Origin of the sequence: Sorangium sp. So ce204, from assembly GCF_051526795.1 — a bacterium.
In the GTDB taxonomy this organism is placed as follows: Bacteria; Myxococcota_A; Polyangia; order Polyangiales; family Polyangiaceae; genus Sorangium; species Sorangium cellulosum_B.
Window position 1 is genome coordinate 1146272 of sequence record NZ_CP150317.1, and the last position, 18216, is coordinate 1164487.

At 70.3% G+C, this 18216-nt stretch carries 14 protein-coding genes and 2 pseudogenes; 11 read left to right on the forward strand and 5 right to left on the reverse strand.

The annotated features are described in order from the left end of the window. Window positions 1-127: 127 nt before the first annotated feature. Both WMF22_RS04195 and WMF22_RS04200 read left to right on the forward strand, forming a co-directional pair. Window positions 128-433, forward strand: a pseudogene (locus WMF22_RS04195) (protein kinase domain-containing protein); the annotation flags it as partial. Then, window positions 391-4020, forward strand: coding sequence for an ATP-binding protein (locus tag WMF22_RS04200; RefSeq protein ID WP_438037235.1), 3630 nt, complete (start codon window positions 391-393; stop codon window positions 4018-4020). The pseudogene WMF22_RS04195 and the gene WMF22_RS04200, both read left to right, overlap by 43 nt. A 140-nt stretch (window positions 4021-4160) precedes the next feature. Here WMF22_RS04200 and WMF22_RS04205 read toward each other — a convergent pair whose 3' ends face one another. Beyond that, window positions 4161-4856: a hypothetical protein gene (locus WMF22_RS04205; RefSeq protein WP_437297825.1), complete on the reverse strand. Its 696-nt coding sequence runs from the start codon at window positions 4854-4856 to the stop codon at window positions 4161-4163. Here WMF22_RS04205 and WMF22_RS04210 point away from each other — a divergent pair. The 3 genes from WMF22_RS04210 to WMF22_RS04220 all read left to right on the forward strand — a co-directional run bounded on the left by WMF22_RS04210 (window position 4837) and on the right by WMF22_RS04220 (window position 7644). Continuing rightward, window positions 4837-5190, forward strand: a complete 354-nt coding sequence (locus WMF22_RS04210; protein WP_437297826.1) for a hypothetical protein — start codon at window positions 4837-4839, stop codon at window positions 5188-5190. The genes WMF22_RS04205 and WMF22_RS04210 overlap by 20 nt on opposite strands. Window positions 5191-5666: 476 nt before the next feature. Continuing rightward, window positions 5667-6989, forward strand: coding sequence for a hypothetical protein (locus WMF22_RS04215; protein ID WP_438034921.1), 1323 nt, complete (start codon window positions 5667-5669; stop codon window positions 6987-6989). A gap of 109 nt (window positions 6990-7098) precedes the next feature. Then, window positions 7099-7644 carry a DUF1003 domain-containing protein gene (locus tag WMF22_RS04220; protein WP_437301527.1) on the forward strand — a complete coding sequence of 182 codons (546 nt, stop codon included), beginning with the start codon at window positions 7099-7101 and terminating at the stop codon, window positions 7642-7644. Between the two features lie 174 nt (window positions 7645-7818). Here the strand turns inward: WMF22_RS04220 and WMF22_RS04225 are convergent, their stop codons facing one another. Further along, window positions 7819-9000: a hypothetical protein gene (locus WMF22_RS04225; RefSeq protein ID WP_437297828.1), complete on the reverse strand. Its 1182-nt coding sequence runs from the start codon at window positions 8998-9000 to the stop codon at window positions 7819-7821. A gap of 735 nt (window positions 9001-9735) precedes the next feature. Between WMF22_RS04225 and WMF22_RS04230 the strand changes: the two genes are divergently transcribed. The 3 genes from WMF22_RS04230 (at window position 9736) to WMF22_RS04240 (ending at window position 12774) form a co-directional block, all read left to right on the forward strand. Next, window positions 9736-11172 (forward strand): RICIN domain-containing protein, encoded by a 1437-nt coding sequence (locus WMF22_RS04230; RefSeq protein WP_438034922.1) that lies wholly within the window; start codon window positions 9736-9738, stop codon window positions 11170-11172. 557 nt (window positions 11173-11729) lie between these two features. After that, window positions 11730-12047, forward strand: a complete 318-nt coding sequence (locus tag WMF22_RS04235; protein ID WP_437297830.1) for a hypothetical protein — start codon at window positions 11730-11732, stop codon at window positions 12045-12047. 136 nt (window positions 12048-12183) lie between these two features. Further along, on the forward strand, window positions 12184-12774 hold the full coding sequence (locus WMF22_RS04240) for a hypothetical protein (protein WP_438034923.1): 591 nt from the start codon (window positions 12184-12186) through the stop codon (window positions 12772-12774). A 102-nt stretch (window positions 12775-12876) separates the two neighbouring features. On the opposite strand, the pseudogene WMF22_RS04245 reads toward WMF22_RS04240, so the two are convergent. Further along, window positions 12877-13169: pseudogene (locus WMF22_RS04245) on the reverse strand (glutathione S-transferase N-terminal domain-containing protein); the annotation flags it as partial. A gap of 40 nt (window positions 13170-13209) precedes the next feature. Further along, window positions 13210-13989, reverse strand: a complete 780-nt coding sequence (locus WMF22_RS04250; RefSeq protein WP_437297832.1) for an NAD(P)H-dependent oxidoreductase — start codon at window positions 13987-13989, stop codon at window positions 13210-13212. Window positions 13990-14134: 145 nt separating this feature from the next. On the opposite strand from WMF22_RS04250, the gene WMF22_RS04255 reads away from it, so the two are divergent. From WMF22_RS04255 to WMF22_RS04265, 3 genes are all read left to right on the forward strand, one after another. Further along, window positions 14135-15040 carry a LysR family transcriptional regulator gene (locus WMF22_RS04255; protein WP_437297833.1) on the forward strand — a complete coding sequence of 302 codons (906 nt, stop codon included), beginning with the start codon at window positions 14135-14137 and terminating at the stop codon, window positions 15038-15040. 189 nt (window positions 15041-15229) lie between these two features. Then, on the forward strand, window positions 15230-15937 hold the full coding sequence (locus WMF22_RS04260; RefSeq protein ID WP_438034924.1) for a FadR/GntR family transcriptional regulator: 708 nt from the start codon (window positions 15230-15232) through the stop codon (window positions 15935-15937). Further along, window positions 15934-17292: an FAD-binding oxidoreductase gene (locus tag WMF22_RS04265; protein ID WP_438034925.1), complete on the forward strand. Its 1359-nt coding sequence runs from the start codon at window positions 15934-15936 to the stop codon at window positions 17290-17292. Before WMF22_RS04260 ends, WMF22_RS04265 begins: the two co-directional genes overlap by 4 nt. A gap of 70 nt (window positions 17293-17362) precedes the next feature. Here WMF22_RS04265 and WMF22_RS04270 read toward each other — a convergent pair whose 3' ends face one another. Next, on the reverse strand, window positions 17363-17956 hold the full coding sequence (locus tag WMF22_RS04270) for a hypothetical protein (protein ID WP_272093450.1): 594 nt from the start codon (window positions 17954-17956) through the stop codon (window positions 17363-17365). Between the last annotated feature and the right edge of the window lie 260 nt (window positions 17957-18216).

An 18216-nucleotide genomic window follows, 5' to 3' on the forward strand; every position in this document is an offset into this window, starting at 1 on the left:
GGAGCGCTGAGTCGACGGCGCACGCCGCGTCGTCTGCCTTCATCGCGGCGCGCGCTCTGGCGCGCGGCGGGCGCGCTGTTAGGATGGCGCGTCGCGGAGGCAGGGACGGGTCAGATGGACAGCTCAGATGGACAGCGTCGCTGACGGTCCGGCCGCCGAGGGGTTCGGCGGCACGGACCGCTTCGAGATCCGCGCCCGCCTCGGTGCGGGCGGCATGGGGGTCGTTTACCACGCTCACGATCGGCTTCGCTGCGCCGATGTGGCGCTCAAGACGCTGCTCCGGATGGAGGCCGCCGACATCCTCCGTCTCAAGAGCGAGTTCCGCGCCATCGCGGACATCGCCCATCCGAACCTGGTGACGCTTTACGAGCTCATCTCCGCGCAGGGGCGCTGGTTCTTCACGATGGAGCTCGTCTCCGGCGTGAGCTTCACCAGGTACGTCCGCGGGGGCGAGCTCGGCGCCCCGGGCTCGCCGGCGCATGTCCCGGAGCGGACGTCCCCGCGGCGGCCACGACCTCTCAGGCGAACCTCCACGGCCGCGCGCCCTCGCCCCGCGCCGGCGACGCGGCGCCGGCGGCCTCCGGCGGCGAGCCCGCGTCACAGCCCAAGGTCGACGTCGCGCGCCTCTGCCAGGCGCTCGAGCAGCTGGTGCACGCCGTCGAGGCGCTGCACGGCGCGGGCAAGCTGCACCTGGATCTCAAGCCCTCGAACGTGCTCGTGGACCAGAGCGGGCGGGTGGTCGTGCTCGACTTCGGCATCGCCCGCGACACCGGGGCTCGCAGGACGGCGCTCGCGACCGCCGAGACGGACGCCCCGGTCGCCGGGACGCCCATCTACATGGCGCCGGAGCACATGCGTGGAGAGCCGTCCGCCGCCGCGGACTGGTACGCGGTCGGCGTGATCCTTTACGAATCGCTCACCGGCCGCGCGCCTTTCAGCGGCAGCCTCTTCGACATCGTCGAGGCGAAGGCGTTCGGCGAGCCGCCGCCGCCTCACCTCATCGCGCCGGACGCGCCTCGGCCGCTGAGCGATCTGTGCCTGCGGCTCCTCCAGCGCGACCCGCGCGCGCGGGCCACGGGCGCGGACGCGCTGCGCGTCCTGCGCGAGGCGGCGGTCGCCGCTCCCCGGCCCGCCGCTCCGCCGCCTGGCGCCGAGGCGCCGACGCCGCTCCCCCGCGCGCCGTTCATGGGGCGCGGCGAGCAGCTGCGAGCGCTCCAGGGAGCGTTCGACGAGGCGCGCGCTGGCCGCCCGGTGGCGGTCTACGTCCATGGCCGCTCCGGCATGGGCAAGTCGGCGCTGGTCCAGCATTTCCTCGACGACTTGCGCGGCCGCCGCGCCGCGGTGGTCCTGGCAGGCCGGTGTCATGAGCGCGAGTCCGTTCCGTTCAAGGCCTTTGACAGCGTGCTGGACGCCCTCAGCCGGCATCTCAAGCGGCTGCCGCGGTCCGAGGCCGCGGGCCTCCTGCCGCGCGGGATCCACGAGCTCGTGCGCGTGTTCCCCGCCCTGCGCGTCGTCGCGGCCATCGAGGACGTCCCGCGGCGCGCCTTCGAGATCCACGACGCCCAGGAGCTCCGGTTCCGCGCGTTTCGAGCGCTCAAGGAGCTCCTTTCGGCGCTCGCCGACAAGGGGCCGCTCGTCGTGTCCATCGACGATCTGCAGTGGGGCGACCGCGACAGCGCGCTGCTCCTCGCCGACCTCCTCGGCCCGCCCGATCCGCCCTCGATGCTCATGCTCGGCGTGTATCGGTCCGAGGACGAGGCATCGAGTCCCTTCCTGCGGGAGCTCTCCGGCGCTCCGGCGCCCAGGTGGACGGGGGCCACCGAGCACCGGAGGCTCTGCCTCGGCCCGCTCGTCCCTGAAGAAGCGGAGTCGCTGGCTCGTTCGCTCCTGGGCGGCCACGGGCCCTCGCACAAGGCGTCGGAGATCGCCCGTGAGTCCGAGGGCAACCCCTTCTTCCTGGCGGAGCTCGCGCTCCACCTGGGCCGCGCAGCGCCGGTTCACCCGGGTCACGAGGACGCCTGTTCCCCGGCGCCGCCGGTGTCGCTGGAGGCGCTGCTCCTGGCGAGGTTCGCGGATCTGCCGTCGGACGCCCGGCGGCTGCTCGAGGTGATCGCCGTCGCGGGGCTCCCCATCGAGCAGCGCGTCGCGCTCAGGGCCGCCGGATTGCAGGGGGACGCCGCGTCGGCGCTGCACGCTCTGCGGACATGGCACCTGGTCCGCACCGGCGGGCTCGAGGAGGCCGATCCCGTCGAGGCGTACCACGATCGGGTGCGCGAGGCGGCGTCCGGCCAGATCGAGCCGTCGCGGCTCAAGGACCATCACCGCCGCCTCGGCGAGGAGCTCGTGGCCCTGGGGCGCGCTGATCCCGAGCAGATCGCGTGTCACTTCCACGGCGCGGGCGACCTCGACAGGGCGGGCGCGTACGCTGCGGAGGCGGCGGACAGGGCCGCCGCGGCGCTCGCCTTCGAGAACGCGGCGCGGCTCTACCAGCTCTCGCTCGACTGCGCGCCCGCGGGCAGCGACCGCCGGCACGGGCTCCTCGTGCAGCTCGGCCATGCGCTCGCGAACGCGGGCCGCGGCGCCGACGCCGCCCGCGCCTACCTCGGCGCGGCGGACGCCGCGGGAGGCGCCGCGGCGCCCTCTGTCGTCCTCGACTGCAAGCGCCTCGCGGCCGAGCAGCTCCTGACGAGCGGTCACACGGAGGAGGGCGTCGCGGTGCTCCGGGAGGTGCTCTCCGAGACGGGCCTGCGTTACCCCGAGACGAAGCGCCGCGCCCTCGCCGCGGCGCTCGTCCACCGGACGCGGCTCGCCCTGCGCGGCTTCGGGTTCAAGGAGCGCGACGCGAGCCAGATCGATCCTGGCGAGCTTCGCCGCGTCGACGTCTGCTTCTCTGCGTTTCTCGGGCTCTGCGCGGTCGATCCGGTGCGCGCGGTGGGCTTTCACGCGCAGCACCTCCTCCTCGCGCTGGCCGCGAGGGAGCCGGGGCGCGTCGCGCTCGGGCTCGCGTTCATGGCGCTGTTCGCGTCGATCATCGGCAAGCCGGCGGGCAGCTCCGTGGAGCGCGCCCTCGCCGCGGTGACGCCGCTCCTCCAGCGCTCCGGCGACGCGCGCGTCGAGGGCGTCCTCCGGATCCAGCGGGCGATCGCCGCTCACGAGACGTCGTTTCGAGAGACGGTGATGCACGCAGAGGAGGCAGAGCGCATCTTCCGCGAGCGGTGCACCGGGGTGGCCTGGGAGATCGGCACGGCGCAGACCATCTGCATGATCGGGCTCGGCAAGCTCGGCGATCTGAGGCGGCTCGCCCAGCGCCTCTCCACGTGGATCAAGGAAGCGGAGGCGCGCGGCGACAGGTATGCCGTCACGTCGCTGCGCACGGTCACGGGGGGCCACAGCCTCGTCGCGCTCGCCGCGGACGATCCGGCGCGGGCGCGCGCGGATCTCGCGGAGGCCCTCGCGGCGTGGCGGCAGCAGGGGTTCCAGCTGCAGCACTTCTTCGGGCTCTTCGCGGACGTGCTCATCGATCTGTACTGCGAGGACCCGGGCGCCGCGTGGCGCCGGCTGACGGCGGCGTGGCCGATGGTCGAGGACTCCACGTACCTGCGCATGAGCCCGATGCGGATCGGCGCGATCGAGCTGCGCGGGCGGGCGGCGCTCGACGCGGTCGCGAGCGCGGCGGAGCCGGCCCCGCTGCTGCGCATCGCCGAGCGCGTGGCCGGCGCGCTCCTGCGGGAGCGGGTGGGCTGGGCGAGCGCCCAGGCGTGGCTCACGCTGGCCGCCGTCGCCTGGACGCGCGGCGACGCGGCGCTCGCGCGCACGCACCTGGAGGCGGCGATCGCCGGGTTCGACGCGAGCGAGGTCGCGCTGAGCGCCGCGGCGGCGCGCAGGCGGCTAGGGGAGGTGCTTGGCGGCGAGGAGGGCCGCGCGCTCGTCCGGACGGCCGACGACGCGATGGTCCGCCTCGGCGCCAGCCGTCCGGATCGGATGACGGCCCTGTTCGCTCCCGGCTTCGGCGGTCGCTGACGCCGGGAGGAGGGGTGCCCGATCCAGCGCGACGGCCCCGCGGTGAGCTCGATGAGCTCGTCGTTCGGCCGGCAGCTCGGGGCGGCTCATGGCGTTGTCGGCCGGGAGGCGGCGCGCGCCGGGTTGCCTGCGTCAGGGCGTCAGGGCGTCAGGGCGAAGCAGTAGATCCCGCCGTAGCCGCCGCCGCCGCCGACGGTGTTCGAGCCCGGCGCCGGGCCTCCCGCGTCCACGAGATTGACCCCCGCCGCGCACCCCGGTGCATTGTGGGTCGTTATCCAGTGGGCAAAGTTCAGGCCCCCGCCGCCGGTTCCCCTTGGCCACGAGTGTCCAACCTGCGGTGTCCCCTCGGACCTGTCTCCCGTCTTGGCCGTCCAGTCCTTGCACGTGGCGTTGGCGCCCTGGAGCTGCCCCTGGGGGTTGGAGCCCGTCAGGGTGTCGTGGTTGTCGACCTCGGGTTGGGCCGGGTCGGGCTGGTGGTTGGGGACGCCGTCCTCGTTCGGCAGATCGTTCTTGATCGCCGCGTCGGCCGCGCTGGGGCGCGTGTTGAGCAGCTCCGCCTTCTCGTTCGCGACCAGCCGGCCGAGCCGGTCGTACCAGGGCCCCTCGCCGATCCGGTCGATCGCGTTGACCTGCTTCCCGTCCTCGCCCGCCGTGGCGCTCAGGAACGCGCGCCACGTCTTGCTTCCCGCGCCCGGGAGGCTCTTCTCGGCGATCGTCGCGCAGATCTTGTCCGCGCCGCGGAGACCGGCGCCCGGCCCTGTCTCCCCGAAGCGGAGGTCGCCCCCGAAGCCGTCCTGGGAGCCCGACAGCTCCCGCATGGCGGCGAGGCTGGTCACGAAGAAGCTGAATTTTTCGGTCGTCCCGCCGCTCGAGGTGGATGAGGTGGTGTCGCCGCTCGAGGTGGATGAGGTGGTGTCGCCGCTCGAGGTGGATGAGGTGGTGTCGCCGCCTGAGGTGGATGAGGTGGTGTCGCCGCCTGAGGTGGATGAGGTGGTGCCGCCGCCTGAGGTGGACGAGGTGGTGCCGCCGCCTGAGGTGGACGAGGTGGTGCTGCCGCCGGAGGTGGACGAGGCGCTGGTCGAGCCGTCGCTCGAGGTGTCCGCATCCGTGTCTGAACCGCAGCCGACCACGTGCGAGAAGAGCGCGAGGGTCAGAGGCAGCATCAAGTGACGATAAGTGCGTGTCATGGTCTCCGTTTCCTTTCTCGTGTTAAGCAGGAGCGTTGCTGCCAGCCGCACCCCCGAGGTCGAGCAGGCGAGAGACGGGGGGCCCACAACCCAGCCGAGGGTGCCCGGTGCCCCATCCGCCTGGCGAGGGGAATTTCTCAATTCGGCAAACTTTTTGCAACACCCAGATGGATATGTGGCGACGTCGCGGGATCGAGGGTCAATCTTTTTTCGCGGGCTCCTGGATGGGATGTTCCGCCCAGAAGGTCGCGCTCTGTTGCGCGTGGGCCTTCTCCGCCGCGAGCTCGCTCGTCGCCGGTCGCACGGCGACATGGGGCTCCGAACGGACCGCGCGCGGCGCGTGCTCGCGCCCTCCAGAGCCGCTTTCCGACATCCACCGCGGTCGTGCCGGTTCGCGCCCTCTGGTAAATTTGGAGCCAAGTTCGATCCTTGGTCCCCCTTTTGGCTTACGGAGGCTCCATGTCCTCTTGTTCCCGCGCGCTCCCGCCCACGCTCGCCGCCCTCGGTGTCGCCGCCCTCGTCTCGCTGCCCGGCCAGGCGCGCGCCGAGGACGATGCTTTTGCCATGTCGGTCGGGCTCTCCGTGTCGGTCTCCTTCGGCCAGAAGCTCGCCTTCGGTCTCGGCGCCGACCTCCGGGCGACGTTCCTCATGGAGGGCAGCTTCGCCGGAGCGTTCGACTCGGGTCACATGGGATTCGGTCCGTTCGCGCAGGCGACATGGCTCGATTTCTCTGCCGGCCGCTTCGCGGTTGGCAGCCACGGCGGCGGCGATACCTCGGGCAACTCCGAGCAGGTCGTCGCCTGCAGCGTCGACGGTGAGCTCGGCTGGACGTACCGCACCCGCATCAGCGACGAGTTCCCGGCGCAGCACGGCCTCCACGTCGGCGCGATGGCCAGCCTGTTCGATCCGGTGGTCGTCGATTTTTCGGCGCGCGCTGTCATTCCGGTGTCGGGCGAGCTGTTCGTCCCCGAAGGGATGTTGGGCATGGGTCTCCGCGCCAATCGGCCTTTCGGAGAGCGGTCCCATGTCATCGACGGCCGGCCGCGGCGCACGGCCGATGGAGTCGTGCTCCCGCCGGTGCTCGGGCTGGGCCCCGCCGCGCCGCGCCGGGCGCGGCTCGATCGCGCGACCCGGGCGGCGCTCGCGGGAGCGTGGCTGGACAGCGCGCGGGCCGAGTGCGGCTCGATCCCGGCGTTCCTCGCCCTCGCGCGGGACCTCGCGGCGGTGGGCGCGCCCGCGTCGCTCGTGGCGCGGGCGCTCGCCGCGCTCGGCGATGAGGCGCGCCACACGGCGCGGTGCAGCGAGATCGCGAGCGAGCTCGCGGGGTGGCGCCTCAGGCCCGCGCTCCTCCCGCCTCCGGCGGCGCGCGACGCGGACCGGAAGGCGGCGCTCGTGCGGATGGCGCTCGAGGCGTGGCACGACGGCTGTCTCGGCGAGGGCACGGCGGCGGCCCGGGCGCGCCGGTCGCTCGCGGGGGCGAGGGACGAGGGCGTGCGCCTGGCGCTCGGCGAGATCGCGCGCGACGAGGCGCTGCACGCCGAGCTCGGGTGGCGCGTGCTCGCCTACTGCCTGGCCGAGGGTGGGCGCGAGGTGCGCGAGGCGGTCGGCGACGCGATGACCGGACCGGCGCCGGCGCCGCCGGCGGACGACGCCGAGATCGAGGGCGAGCGGAAGGAGGTGCAGGCCTTCGGCCGGCTCCCGCGCGCCGAGGCCGACGCCGCCTGGGACGAGACGTGGGCGGCGGCGCGGCACGACGGGGAACGGATGCTCGTCGCCGCGTGAGCGATCGACACCACGGCGACTACGGTCGAGGTCCCTGCGGGTACGGTCCACGCCGGGGAAGGGCGCAGGTCGCCCCGCGGGGGCGAAACTTGCATCCCGCATGGCCCCGATGGAGCGGAATCGACGTCACGAGAACGCAAGCGAGCTGAACAGTCTGGTCCGGCGCAACATAGAGACCCTGATCGCCGTACGGGAGAAGATGGAACGTGGGAAGACCCACCAAGAGATGGTGGCGGACGCGATCACCCGCTTCGCGGGGAGCATGCCTTTCGTCTATATCCATGCTCTCCTGTTCGGGGGCTGGATCCTGGTGAACCTGGGCGTCGTCCCCTGGATCCAGCCCTTCGACCCATTCCCTTTCGTGATGCTGGCGATGATCGCATCGGTCGAGGCGATCTTCCTGTCGACCTTCGTGCTCATCAGCCAGAACCGGATGCAGGCGCTCGCGGACAAACGGGCTGATCTGGATCTCCAGATCAACCTCCTCGCCGAGCACGAGGTCACGCGGTTGATCGGCCTCGTGGACGACATCGCTCGTCATCTCGGTGTCACCAGCGGAGAGGGCGCAACCCTGGACGAATTGAAGAGGGATGTCCGGCCCGAAGAGGTCATCGAGGAGATCGAGCGGGCGGCGCGCGACAGGCCCAGCACGTGAGGCCGCGTGAGCGCGCGAGGCCTGGATGAGCCCAGCCCGCAGCGCGGCGAGCCGAGCATGTCGAAGTGCAGCGTCACCTCGATCGAATCGTTCTCGGGCAGCGCCGGGGGAGGGAAGTCCAAATGCCTCGTGGACGTCAAGCCCCGACGGCGGCGCCTGCGGGCTCGGCGCAGCTCAGCGCTTGCCCTTGGCGCCGCCTGCCTTGGCCGCGCCGCCGCTGCTCCCATGCGCGTTCGCCTTGCCGCCGCCGCCATGGCCCTTGTCGTGGATCATGACCTTGGTGTTGCCGCCGCCACGGTCCTTGTCGTGGATCATGACCTTGGTGCCGCCGCCGCCATGCTCCTTGTCGTGGATCATGACCTTGGTGTTACCGCCGCCATGGTCCTTGTCATGGATCATGACTTTTACCTTGTCACCGCCGCCATGGTCCTTGTCGTGGACCATGATCTTGACCTTGTCGCCGCCGTGATCATGGTCGTGAACCCTCACATCCACGTCAGCGCGCGCGCCCGCGCGCACGTCGATGTCAGGCCCATCGACGAAGGTCTTCACGAGGATGTTGACCCGCGGCGCCCGTGCGGCCGTCGCGATCACGCGCACGCCGGGCCGGTAGCCCCAGAGCGCCACGCGCGTCGTGCCGCGGAATCCGAGCGCGACCGTCAGTCGGAGCGGGTTCACCACCGCCGCGAGCTTGCCCACGAAGTAGAATCCGGCAGAGGCCGGCGCGAGGACGAGCACCTCGGGTCGCTCGGCCACGAGACCCAGCTTGAGCGTTCGCCCCTCGACGGCGACCGGCTTGAGGTGAGCATCGAGCACATAGACGCGCACCTCTCCCGTGGCCTCGTTGGCGACCATCTCGAGCCGGTCGTCGCCGACCACCTGGACGGAGCCGCCGTGGGGGCCCACCGTGACCTCGGACACCTTGCTCTCCGCGCTCACCCTGGCGCTCGCCACGAGCTCCGCCGTGCCGCCCGCGGGCACGTGCAGCACGCCGCTCCACGGCTTGCCCGAGATCGTGAGCGTGTAGCTGATCTCCGTCAGGTCCGCCTCGAGCTTCGGCCCCGCCGCGACGAGGAGCCCCGTCCTCGCGTCGATCGCGAGCGGGATCGTCCGCGCCTCTCCGGACGGCAGCTTCCAGACGAGCGTGCCGCCGACGTCCTCCTTGATGCGCACACCGGAGCTTGCGGTGATCGCGGCCTTCACCTGGCCGTCGCCGTCGATGCGCCAGGCGACATTCCCCTCGTCGTGCTCCTCGACCAGCGCCGCGGCGCCGAGCTCCTCGCTCAGCGCCATCTCCGCGTTGGCCGTCGCCGTGGCCTCGCCGCAGGCGGGCAGGAGCGCGAGCGTGAGAGACACCAGCGCAATTCGAGTCCTACGGATCATCGGTTCCTCCGTTGCCATCCTGTGCCTCGCCGGCCAGCGCCGGCTCGGTCGTGGCATCCTCTCGACTTCCTGCAGCAGTGCGCCCGACGGAGCGCCGCGGCTCACGAATCTCGTTGTGGTCACGTGTGGGGCACACCTCCACTCCTTCGCATCAGGGATGTTCTTACCGCTGGAGCTCCTGGCGAGCCGGGCGGCGCGCCTGGCGAGGAACCGCGAGCGCGCTGGCTGTGAAATTGTGAATGTTCACAGCAGCGCGCACCTCGCCAGCCGAGCGGCAGGCTTGTCGATCGAAGTTGACACCGGATATGTGAACGCTCACACTGTCGGCCGGTCGTCATGCTTTTGCTTCGCTCCGGATGGGCCGTCATGCGCATCCAGGAGACGGTCATGAAGTAGCGAGCGGTCATGTCGCTCGCGGCTGGGATCGCGGTCCTGGCCAGTCGGGACCGTTGCTGCAGCAACGATCCCAGCGGCGGTGGGACCCCGGCGCAGCCGGCAGCGACGGGAACCCCGGAAGCGACCGGACGTATCCCGCCCAGCAGCAGGCTCTCCGGGGGGCTGTACCATGAACATTCTGATTGTGCTGTACGGCAACGCCATCTGCTCGATGCCTTGAGCGCGCGGCGAGCGACCCCGACCTGCGCAAGGGCAGCGCTGAGCAGTGGGATGATTCCAGTTTTACTTACTTAAGTTGACGAGGAGGACAAGATGAGATTCGGAATTCAGCAGAGCTTGCTTGCTGTGGCGACGGGCATCGTCGCCGTGTCGTGCGTCATCGGCCCCGAGGAGGCGTACGACGCCGAGATCGAGGAGGCAGGCTCGCTCGAGGGCGCCATCACGATCGACACGAGCGCGGTCTACACGATCGTCGGCGTCCAGAGTGGAAAATGCGTGCAGGTGGCTGGAGGCAGCACCGCTGATGCAGCGGCCATGCAGATCGCCAGCTGCAACGGCTCGACGCGGCAACAGTTCCGCATGGAATCGGCGGGCGGCGGCTACTATCGCATCCGCAACGTCAACAGCAACCGTTGCATGGACGTCGCGGGCGCCTCCACCGGCGACGGCGCCACCATCCAGCAATACTCCTGCTGGAGCGGGTCAAACCAGCAGTGGTCGTTCACGGACGTCGCCAGCGGCGTCGTGCGCCTCACCGCGCGCCACAGCGGCAAGTCCCTGGACGTCTACGGCCGCGGCACCGCGGACGGCACCGCCGTGATTCAATGGGCGTCGAACGGCGGCGCCAATCAGCAATTCCGCCTCACGCCCGTGGGCTCGGGAACCGGCAGCACCGGCAGCACCGGCAGCACCGGCAGCACCGGCAGCACCGGCAGCACCGGCGGCACCGGCGGCACCGGCGGCACCGGCGGCACCGGCGGCTCCGGCGGCTCCGGTGGTGGTGGTGGCGGCGGCTCCGCCGGCACGCGCAGCGCCGGCTGCGGCATTCCCACCTCCCTCACCAGCGGTAACCGCACCATCAACGTCAACGGCACCACGCGCCAGTACGTGCTCGACATTCCGGCGAACTACGACCCGAACAGGGCGTATCGGCTGGTGTTCGGCTGGCACTGGCGCGGCGGGTCGGCCAACGACGTCGTGAACAACGGGTACTATGGGCTCAAGGCGCTGGCGAACGGCAGCGCCATCTTCGTCTCGCCGAACGGCATCGACAACGGCTGGGCCAACTCGGGCGGGCGCGACATCGCCTTCGCCCGCGCCATGGTCGACTCCCTCAAAGCCAACCTCTGCGTCGACACGAGCCGCGTCTTCTCGACCGGGTGGAGCTACGGGGGGATGATGTCGAACGCGCTCGGCTGTGATATGCCCGACGTCTTCCGAGCCATCGCGCCGATGTCCGGCGCCCTCTACAGCGGCTGCAACCAGTCCAACACCCAGCCCGTCGCCGTCTGGATGTCGCACGGCCTGTCCGACAGCGTCGTCCCCGTATCGGCCGGAAGGGCGGCGCTCGACGTCTTCGTGCGCAAGAACGGCTGCAGCACCCAGACGAGCCCCGTGGGCTCCAACTCGTGCGTCGCCTATCAAGGGTGCCGGGACGGGTACCCGGTGCACCGCTGCGAGTTTCCCGGTGACCACCAGACGCCGAGCTTCGCGAGCTCGTCCATCTGGAGCTTCTTCACGCAGTTCTGACCTCCCGCCCCGCCGACGCGGCGGCTGAACGACCGCACGGAGACGTGGATCTCCGATCGGACCGCGAGCTCGACCCGACGGACCGCGACGGTTCGCCGCCGCCGCGGGCGCGGCAGGCGCGCCCGCGGACGTCGCGGGCGCTCGGCCGAGCCGCCCGCCACGCGGCTCACCTGGGAACGGCAAGACCTGCGCACCTGGCGCGCGGGGCGTACGCAAGTCTTGCTGACGTAGGCAATCGTTGCTCGAGCGGTTCAGCGGTTCAGCGGGGCCCCGCGACGGGTGCGCGGGCGCCTTCGCTGCGTCGGCGACGGGGTTGTTGCCCGGCTCGGGCAGTCGACTGCGACACGAATTGCCGACAGCCTCGCGGAGCTCGATCCCTGGCGCCGACCACGTCTTCCGTGAAGCTGGCACGGAGGCTGCGACGGTCAATGGTGCGGTCGACGCCAGCGAGAGGATGAGGCACCCGCTGGCGACAGGCGGCTCTCGGTCCAGGAGACGCGGATCTACCGCGCAGGATCGTCGGAGCCGCCCTCGGCTTGCCTCCTGGAGAGGGTTCCATGAAGAGCATTGCAATCACGATCCTGTTGGCCAGCATCGTCGTTGGAGGCTGCGCTGTCGCGGCCGACCCCGATCCCGAGGCAAGCGGGGAGGTCAACGAAACGGCCAGCGAGTCCGAGGCAGAGGACATCGCGGAGGCCTCGGAGGCCTTGGACTCGAACTGCTCCGCGCGGAGCTGCGAGAGTTGCGGTGGAGGGAAGTCCCGCGCAAAGACCGTGACTTGGACGAAGATGTACTTCCCTGGGACGGGGATGTACATGTGCGCGGGCCCCAGCACGGTCACCTACGGCTCGTGCCAGTTGGCGTGCGAGCTTTAGGCCCAAGTTCGATGATCCAAGCGCGGCGCCCGAAGGGCTATGGCCTGACGCCGGCAGGATCCTTCGGGCCCACCCTCTTCGTCACCATGAGGTCCGCTTCTCAAGGAGGTGTGTGATGTTGTCAGATGGTACTCGTATGGCTGCCCTCGCAGCCCTTATGCTGATCGCGCCGGGTTGCATGAGTCAAGCCACTTTCGAGGACGACCTGGCCGAGCTGACGACGCCGGAGAGAGGGCTCTCGGAGGCTGCTGAGGGCTCCGATGGGGCGGATCTCACGTGGCTCCCACTGGCTTTCACGGAGTGTAACGGCAGCGTGAACGACTCCGAGTCCACCTTCGTCGATGACACGAGCTCTGACGTCGTGTACTCGTCCCCATGGAAGGCCGAGACGCCCGGGCTCGGGCTCCATATGGGGACACAGCATATCACCAACATCGGCGGGAACAAGGTGTCCCATACCTTCAACACCACGGGCGGATGGTCATCGACGATAACCTACGGCTACCGCAAGATGAGGAACGCCGGCAAGGCGGCGAGCTACTGGGATGGACAGTATCTGGGCACCATCAGCTTGTATGACCCAGGCAATGTGTATCATTGTGAGCTCACGCTGCATGACATGCCCTCCGGTGTGCATACTGTCATGGTGAAAGTCCTGAACCAGAAGGAGCCGGTCAGCGGCGGGACCTACGTTAACGTATATTATTTCAGGCAGTATGACTTCTGAGACGGCGCGCGGCGGCTCTCGATGATGGGCTTGGTACTTCAGCCGCACGTCGGTGAACGCTGAACGAGCTGGGCCTCATTGGTGTGCGGACGGGCCGAGCGTCATCATGTGGATGACGCCTTTCTCTCGAGGTGTCCTCCCCGTGAACAAGGGGGGGCCATCGAGGTTGTCCAGGTGCTCCGTGATCGCGGTTGACTCGGAGATGATCAAGCCGTCGTCCAGCGCGAGGAGCGGGGTCTTCCGGTCGGGTTCTTGGCGAGGAGTTGCGGCTGCTTCTGTGCAGCGGAGATTAGGTCCACACGTTCGAATTTCACCGTTTCGTTCAAGCCCTTGGCTGCGAGGACGATACGAATGCGGGCCGCGTTCGGCGTCGCTTCCATGTCATAGATTTTCATCGAGCAGCTCCCTCTTCGCTCCACAGCCTGCGGGCGAGAGCTATGACCGGTGCAGCCTCAAGCCCTGCTGCCCAGCGCTGCCGAGCCCCTCCCTCAGCTTCATTGACGGGATCTCGTAATCGCCGTAGTTCTGCGGTCGGTAGGCGATCGGCCTGTCGACGAACAGCCGCTCGAGGCGCCGATCGAGATCGTTCGCGATCGCCCGGAATCGCTCCTCGTCCATCCGCTCGGCGCGGTAGACGACGAAGGGATCCAGCACCGAGAAGCCGGGATAGAAGAGGATGCCGTGCTGGATCGGAAACAGCAGGTCGTCCATCGGCCCGTTGATGCCGCGCTCCGAGTAGTGGTCGGCCCAGCCGCCGGCGGTGAGCGCGAGCATGGCGCGCTTGCCGGCGAACACGCCCTCTCCGTAACGATCGCCCCAGCGCCGGTCCGAGTGCTCGCCGACGCCGTAGGCGAAGCCGTGCGCGAAGACGCGCTCGACCCAGCCCTTCAGGATCGCCGGCATGGAAAACCACCAGAGCGGGAACTGGAGGATGACGGCGTCGGCCCAGAGGAGGCGCCGCTGCTCCTCGGCCACGTCCGGCGTCTGCGTGCCATGCTCGAACGCGCGGTGGGAGGCCTCGATGACGCGCAGGGGGGCGCCCGCCGGCTCGGCCGGGAAGTCGACGCCGTCGAGCGCTGCCTTCCAGCCCTGCGCGTAAAGGTCGGAGACGAGCACCTCGTGCCCGGCGGCGGTGAGCGTCGCGACCATCCGGTCGCGGAGCGCGCCGTTCAACGAGCGCGGCTCGGGATGCGCGTAGACGATGAGGACCTTCATGGCATGTCCTTTCCGAGGAGCGTGTTCGTCTCCTCCTGCAGTGAATCAGCGGATAGGCCCGGGTGCGGCCGGGTGGATGCCCAGGAAACTAGGTCTCTCCCCGGCATCGTTGAAGTCACGGTTCTTCTGTGCTGCTATCGACCCGGTGGATAGCAGCCGCCTCGATCTGAACCTGCTCGTCGCGCTCGACGCGCTGCTCGCCGAGCGCAACGTGACGAGGGCTGCAAAGCGCCTGAACCTCAGCCAGCCGGCGCTGTCTGCGCAGCTCCAGCGGCTGCGCGAGCTCCTCGGCGACCCGCTGCTGGTCCCCGCGCAGCGCGGCATGACGCCCACGAGGCGCGCGCTGGAGCTGCAGGCGCCGCTGCACGAGGCGCTGGAGGGCGTGCGCGCCGTGGTCGCCGCCGGCGCGGGCTTCGATCCCGCGACGTCCGAGCTGACGGTCGCGATCGCCGCGTCCGACTACGTGCAATATGCGCTGTTGATGCCGCTCGCCTTCCAGCTCCGGCGCGAGGCGCCGGGCGTGCGGCTGGCGTGGCGAGCCCTCGACGTCGCCCAGCTCGCGGGCCAGGTGGAGCGCGGAGAGGTGGACCTCGCCGTGCTGACGCCCGAGCTCGCGCCCGAGCACCTCCGGAGCAGGAAGGTGCTCGACGAGCGCTTCGTCGTCATCGTCCGGCGCAATCACCCGCTGGTGTCGCGCACCATCAGCCTCGACCAGCTCTGCGCGCTCGACCACGTGGTGGTGAGCCCGCGCGGCGGCGGCTTCACCGGCGCGACCGACGCCGCGCTCGCGGCGCTCGGGCGCGAGCGGCGGGTGGTCATGTCCGTGCCCTCGTTCCTCATGGTGCCAGAGCTCGTGGCGCGCTCGGACATGGCGGCACTCGTCCCCGAGCGCCTGGCGCGCGACCGCGCCGACCGGCTGGAGCTCCTTCCGCCCCCCGTCCCCGTGCCGGGCTTCGCCATCGTCATGGCGTGGCACCACAGGACAGCCATGCACCCGGCGCTCACCTGGCTCCGGGACCGGGTGCGAGCGCTCGCGGGGGATGTTCGATGATGGCGCCGCTCGCCGCGGCGAGGCCGGCGAGGCGGGTCGCGGGCTGTCCCCCGTTCTCGCGACCGGACCGGACCACTCCCGGGCGCGCGTATCATCCCTCCGGAGCCCCCCACCTGACCGGCATGGATTCCCGATTCTATCTTGACGGCGAGCATTGCCGCCGGTAAGTTGGTCTGACCAACGGACAACATGACCAGTACCCCTCGCTTCCGGACGGTGTCCCGTTCGGCGATCTACGTCGACGTCGCCGACCAGATCCGCGACGCGATCCTCAATCGCTCGCTGTCGTCAGGCGAGCGCCTCCCGCCCGAGCGTGAGCTCGCTCAGCAGTTCGGGGTCAGCCGCGCGACCATCCGCGAGGCGCTCCGCCACCTCCAGGCGCAGGGGCTGCTCGCGTCGCGCGGCCGGACCTCGCCGATGCAGGCCGCGAGCCCTGACGCGGCGGTCGACCGCTTCTGCGAGGCGCTCACGCACGTGGTCCAGCTCCGGAACGTGTCGCTCCCGGACCTCATCGAGCTGCGCGTCGCGATCGAGACCGCCGCGATGACCCGCTCGGCGGCGGCGCCGGTCGCCGCTCACCTCGACGAGGCGCGCGCCGCGCTCGAGGCGATGGAGCGGGAGCAGATCTCGCCCACCGAGTTTCACGACGTCGATATCGCGTTTCACGTCGCGCTGGTCGCGGCCTCTGGCAACCAGGCGCTCGCCCTCGTGATGGTCGCGGTCAAGGACAGCATCCGGCTCCACCTCGAAGAGGCGCTGAGGCCGCGCTCGTTCGCGGCGATCCGCCCGCGGGTGGTCGAGGAGCACCGGGCGCTTTTGCGCGCGATCGAGCGCGGTAACGCGAAGTCGGCGGCGACGCTCCTCAGGGCGCACCTCTCGGAGTTCTACGGCACATGAGCCCGCTCGACGAACTTGCTCGTATCCTGGGCGACGGCCTGGCGACGGATCGTGACATCCTGGAGGGCTATCGCCGCGATCAGGCCCTCTGGGCGCCTGGCGGCTGGCCCGTCGCGGTGGCGCGGCCCGCCTCGACCGCCGAGGTGCAGGCGCTTGCGCAGTGGGCGACCCGGCACCGCACCGCGCTGGTGCCGCGCGGCGCCGGGACCGGGGTGGCGGGCGGGGCGACCGCCAGCGACGGTTGCGTGGTGCTGAGCTTCGAGCGCATGAACCGCATCCTCGCGATCGACGAGGCGGCGATGCTCGCCGTCGTCCAGCCGGGGGTGCTCAACGGCGAGCTCAAGGCCGCCGTGCACGAACGGGGGTTGTGGTATCCGCCCGACCCGTCGAGCTACGCCGTCTCGACCCTCGGCGGCAACGTCGCCACCAATGCCGGCGGCCTGTGCTGCGTGAAATACGGTGTCACGTCCGATTACGTGCTCGGCCTCGAGGCGGTCCTCGCCGACGGGACGGTGCTCCGCACGGGCGGCCGGAGCCGCAAGGACGTCGCCGGTTACGATCTGACGCGGCTCCTGGTCGGCTCCGAGGGCACCCTCGCGCTGATCACCGAGATCACGCTGCGTCTGCGGCGGCGGCCCCCGCCGGCGACCACGCTCGTCGCGACGTTCACCTCGCTCGAGGCCTCGGGCCGGGCGGTCGCGGCGATCGTCCGGTCGGTCGACGCGTCGATGCTCGAGATCATGGACCGCACGGCCATCCGCGCCGTCGAGCGCTACCGCCCTCTCGGCCTCGATACCGAGGCTGCCGCGATGCTGATTGCGCAGAGCGACGCGCCCGGGTCCGCCGAGCTCTCCTGCATGCAGGAGGCCTGCGAGGCCGCCGGCGGGGCGGTGATCGCCACCACCGAGGACGAGAGCGAGGGGCAGATGATGCTCACCGCGCGCCGCCTCGCGCTCACGGCGCTCGCGGAGCTGGGCACGGTGCTCGTCGACGACGTCGCCGTGCCGCTGCCGCAGCTGCCGGAGATGTTCCGTCGAATCGAGGCGATCGCCGCCGCCACGCAGACCACCATCGCGACGGTGGCGCACGCGGGCGACGGCAACCTTCACCCTCTGGTCGTGTTCGACGGAAAGGACGCCGCGGCCGAGGCGCGCGCGGTCGCGGCCTTCAACGAGGTGATGGCGCAGGCGCTCGAGCTCGGCGGCACGATCACCGGCGAGCACGGGGTCGGCACGCTCAAGCGCGGCCTCCTCACCCGCCAGCTCGGCGCGGCGTCGCTCGCGCTGCACCGCCGCATCAAACACGCCTTCGACCCGGGCTGCATCCTCAACCCCGGAAAGGTGATCGACAGCTGACGTGGCGTGATGTCCGCGCTGCGCGGCGCCGCCTCGCTCGGCGGCGCCGCGATCACAGCCCATCACAGCATCACAGCCCGGTGTAGATGGTGGCGAAGGAGGCCGCCTCGCCGCGGAGCAGCAGGCTGAGACGCGGGTTCGGCACCTTGAAGGTGTGAATCTTGGCGTTCCGCACGTCGAGCACCGCGAAGGCGCCGCCCGGCGTGCTCTCCGCGAGGCCGTTCATCAGCAGGTTCAGCACGACCGAGACGCGCTTGGACGACAGCGGCTCGCCGCGGAAATACATCTTGATGACGTGGGGCGTCCCATCGATGACGAGCCCGAGCTCCGGATTCACGTTGATCTCGAGATCGCCCAGGCGGTACGTCGACGCCGGCGGCTCGAACCACGTCATCTTCGTCGAGGCGAGGAACTTGCGATATCCATTCACCACCGACGGGTAGATGCGGCGGCGCCGCTCGTCGTGCTGCGCGGCGAGGAAGCCGTCGAGCACGCTGGTGGGCTTTCCGCTCCTGTGCATGTCGACGATCGCCTCTCGCACCTGCCTGTAAAAGTCCGTGTAGAGCTCGTCCTTCCGTTCCTTGAACTCCCTGACGCCGGTCAGCTTGGGCGTGCCGGCCTTGAGAACGAAGTCGACAAAGTACGTCAGCGAGATCTTTTCCATGAAGTCTCCTGCAAAACGAAGCATTCCGGCGCGCCATCGACACGCGTCGTACGAGAGACACGCCGTCGCGCCGCGTCCTTGGTGTCTACCATGGATAGTCATCTTCGACCCGTCGGGAAAGGGATCGGTCGGACGGACATTGTCCCAGCCTGTCGAGGGCGGACGGATGCGCCGTGGGTCGAAAAAGTGTAGTTATTACGAATATTTACGAGAGTGATCGGGCGCGGTTCACCCGGAGGCGCCGGGCTCCTCCGGGCCGC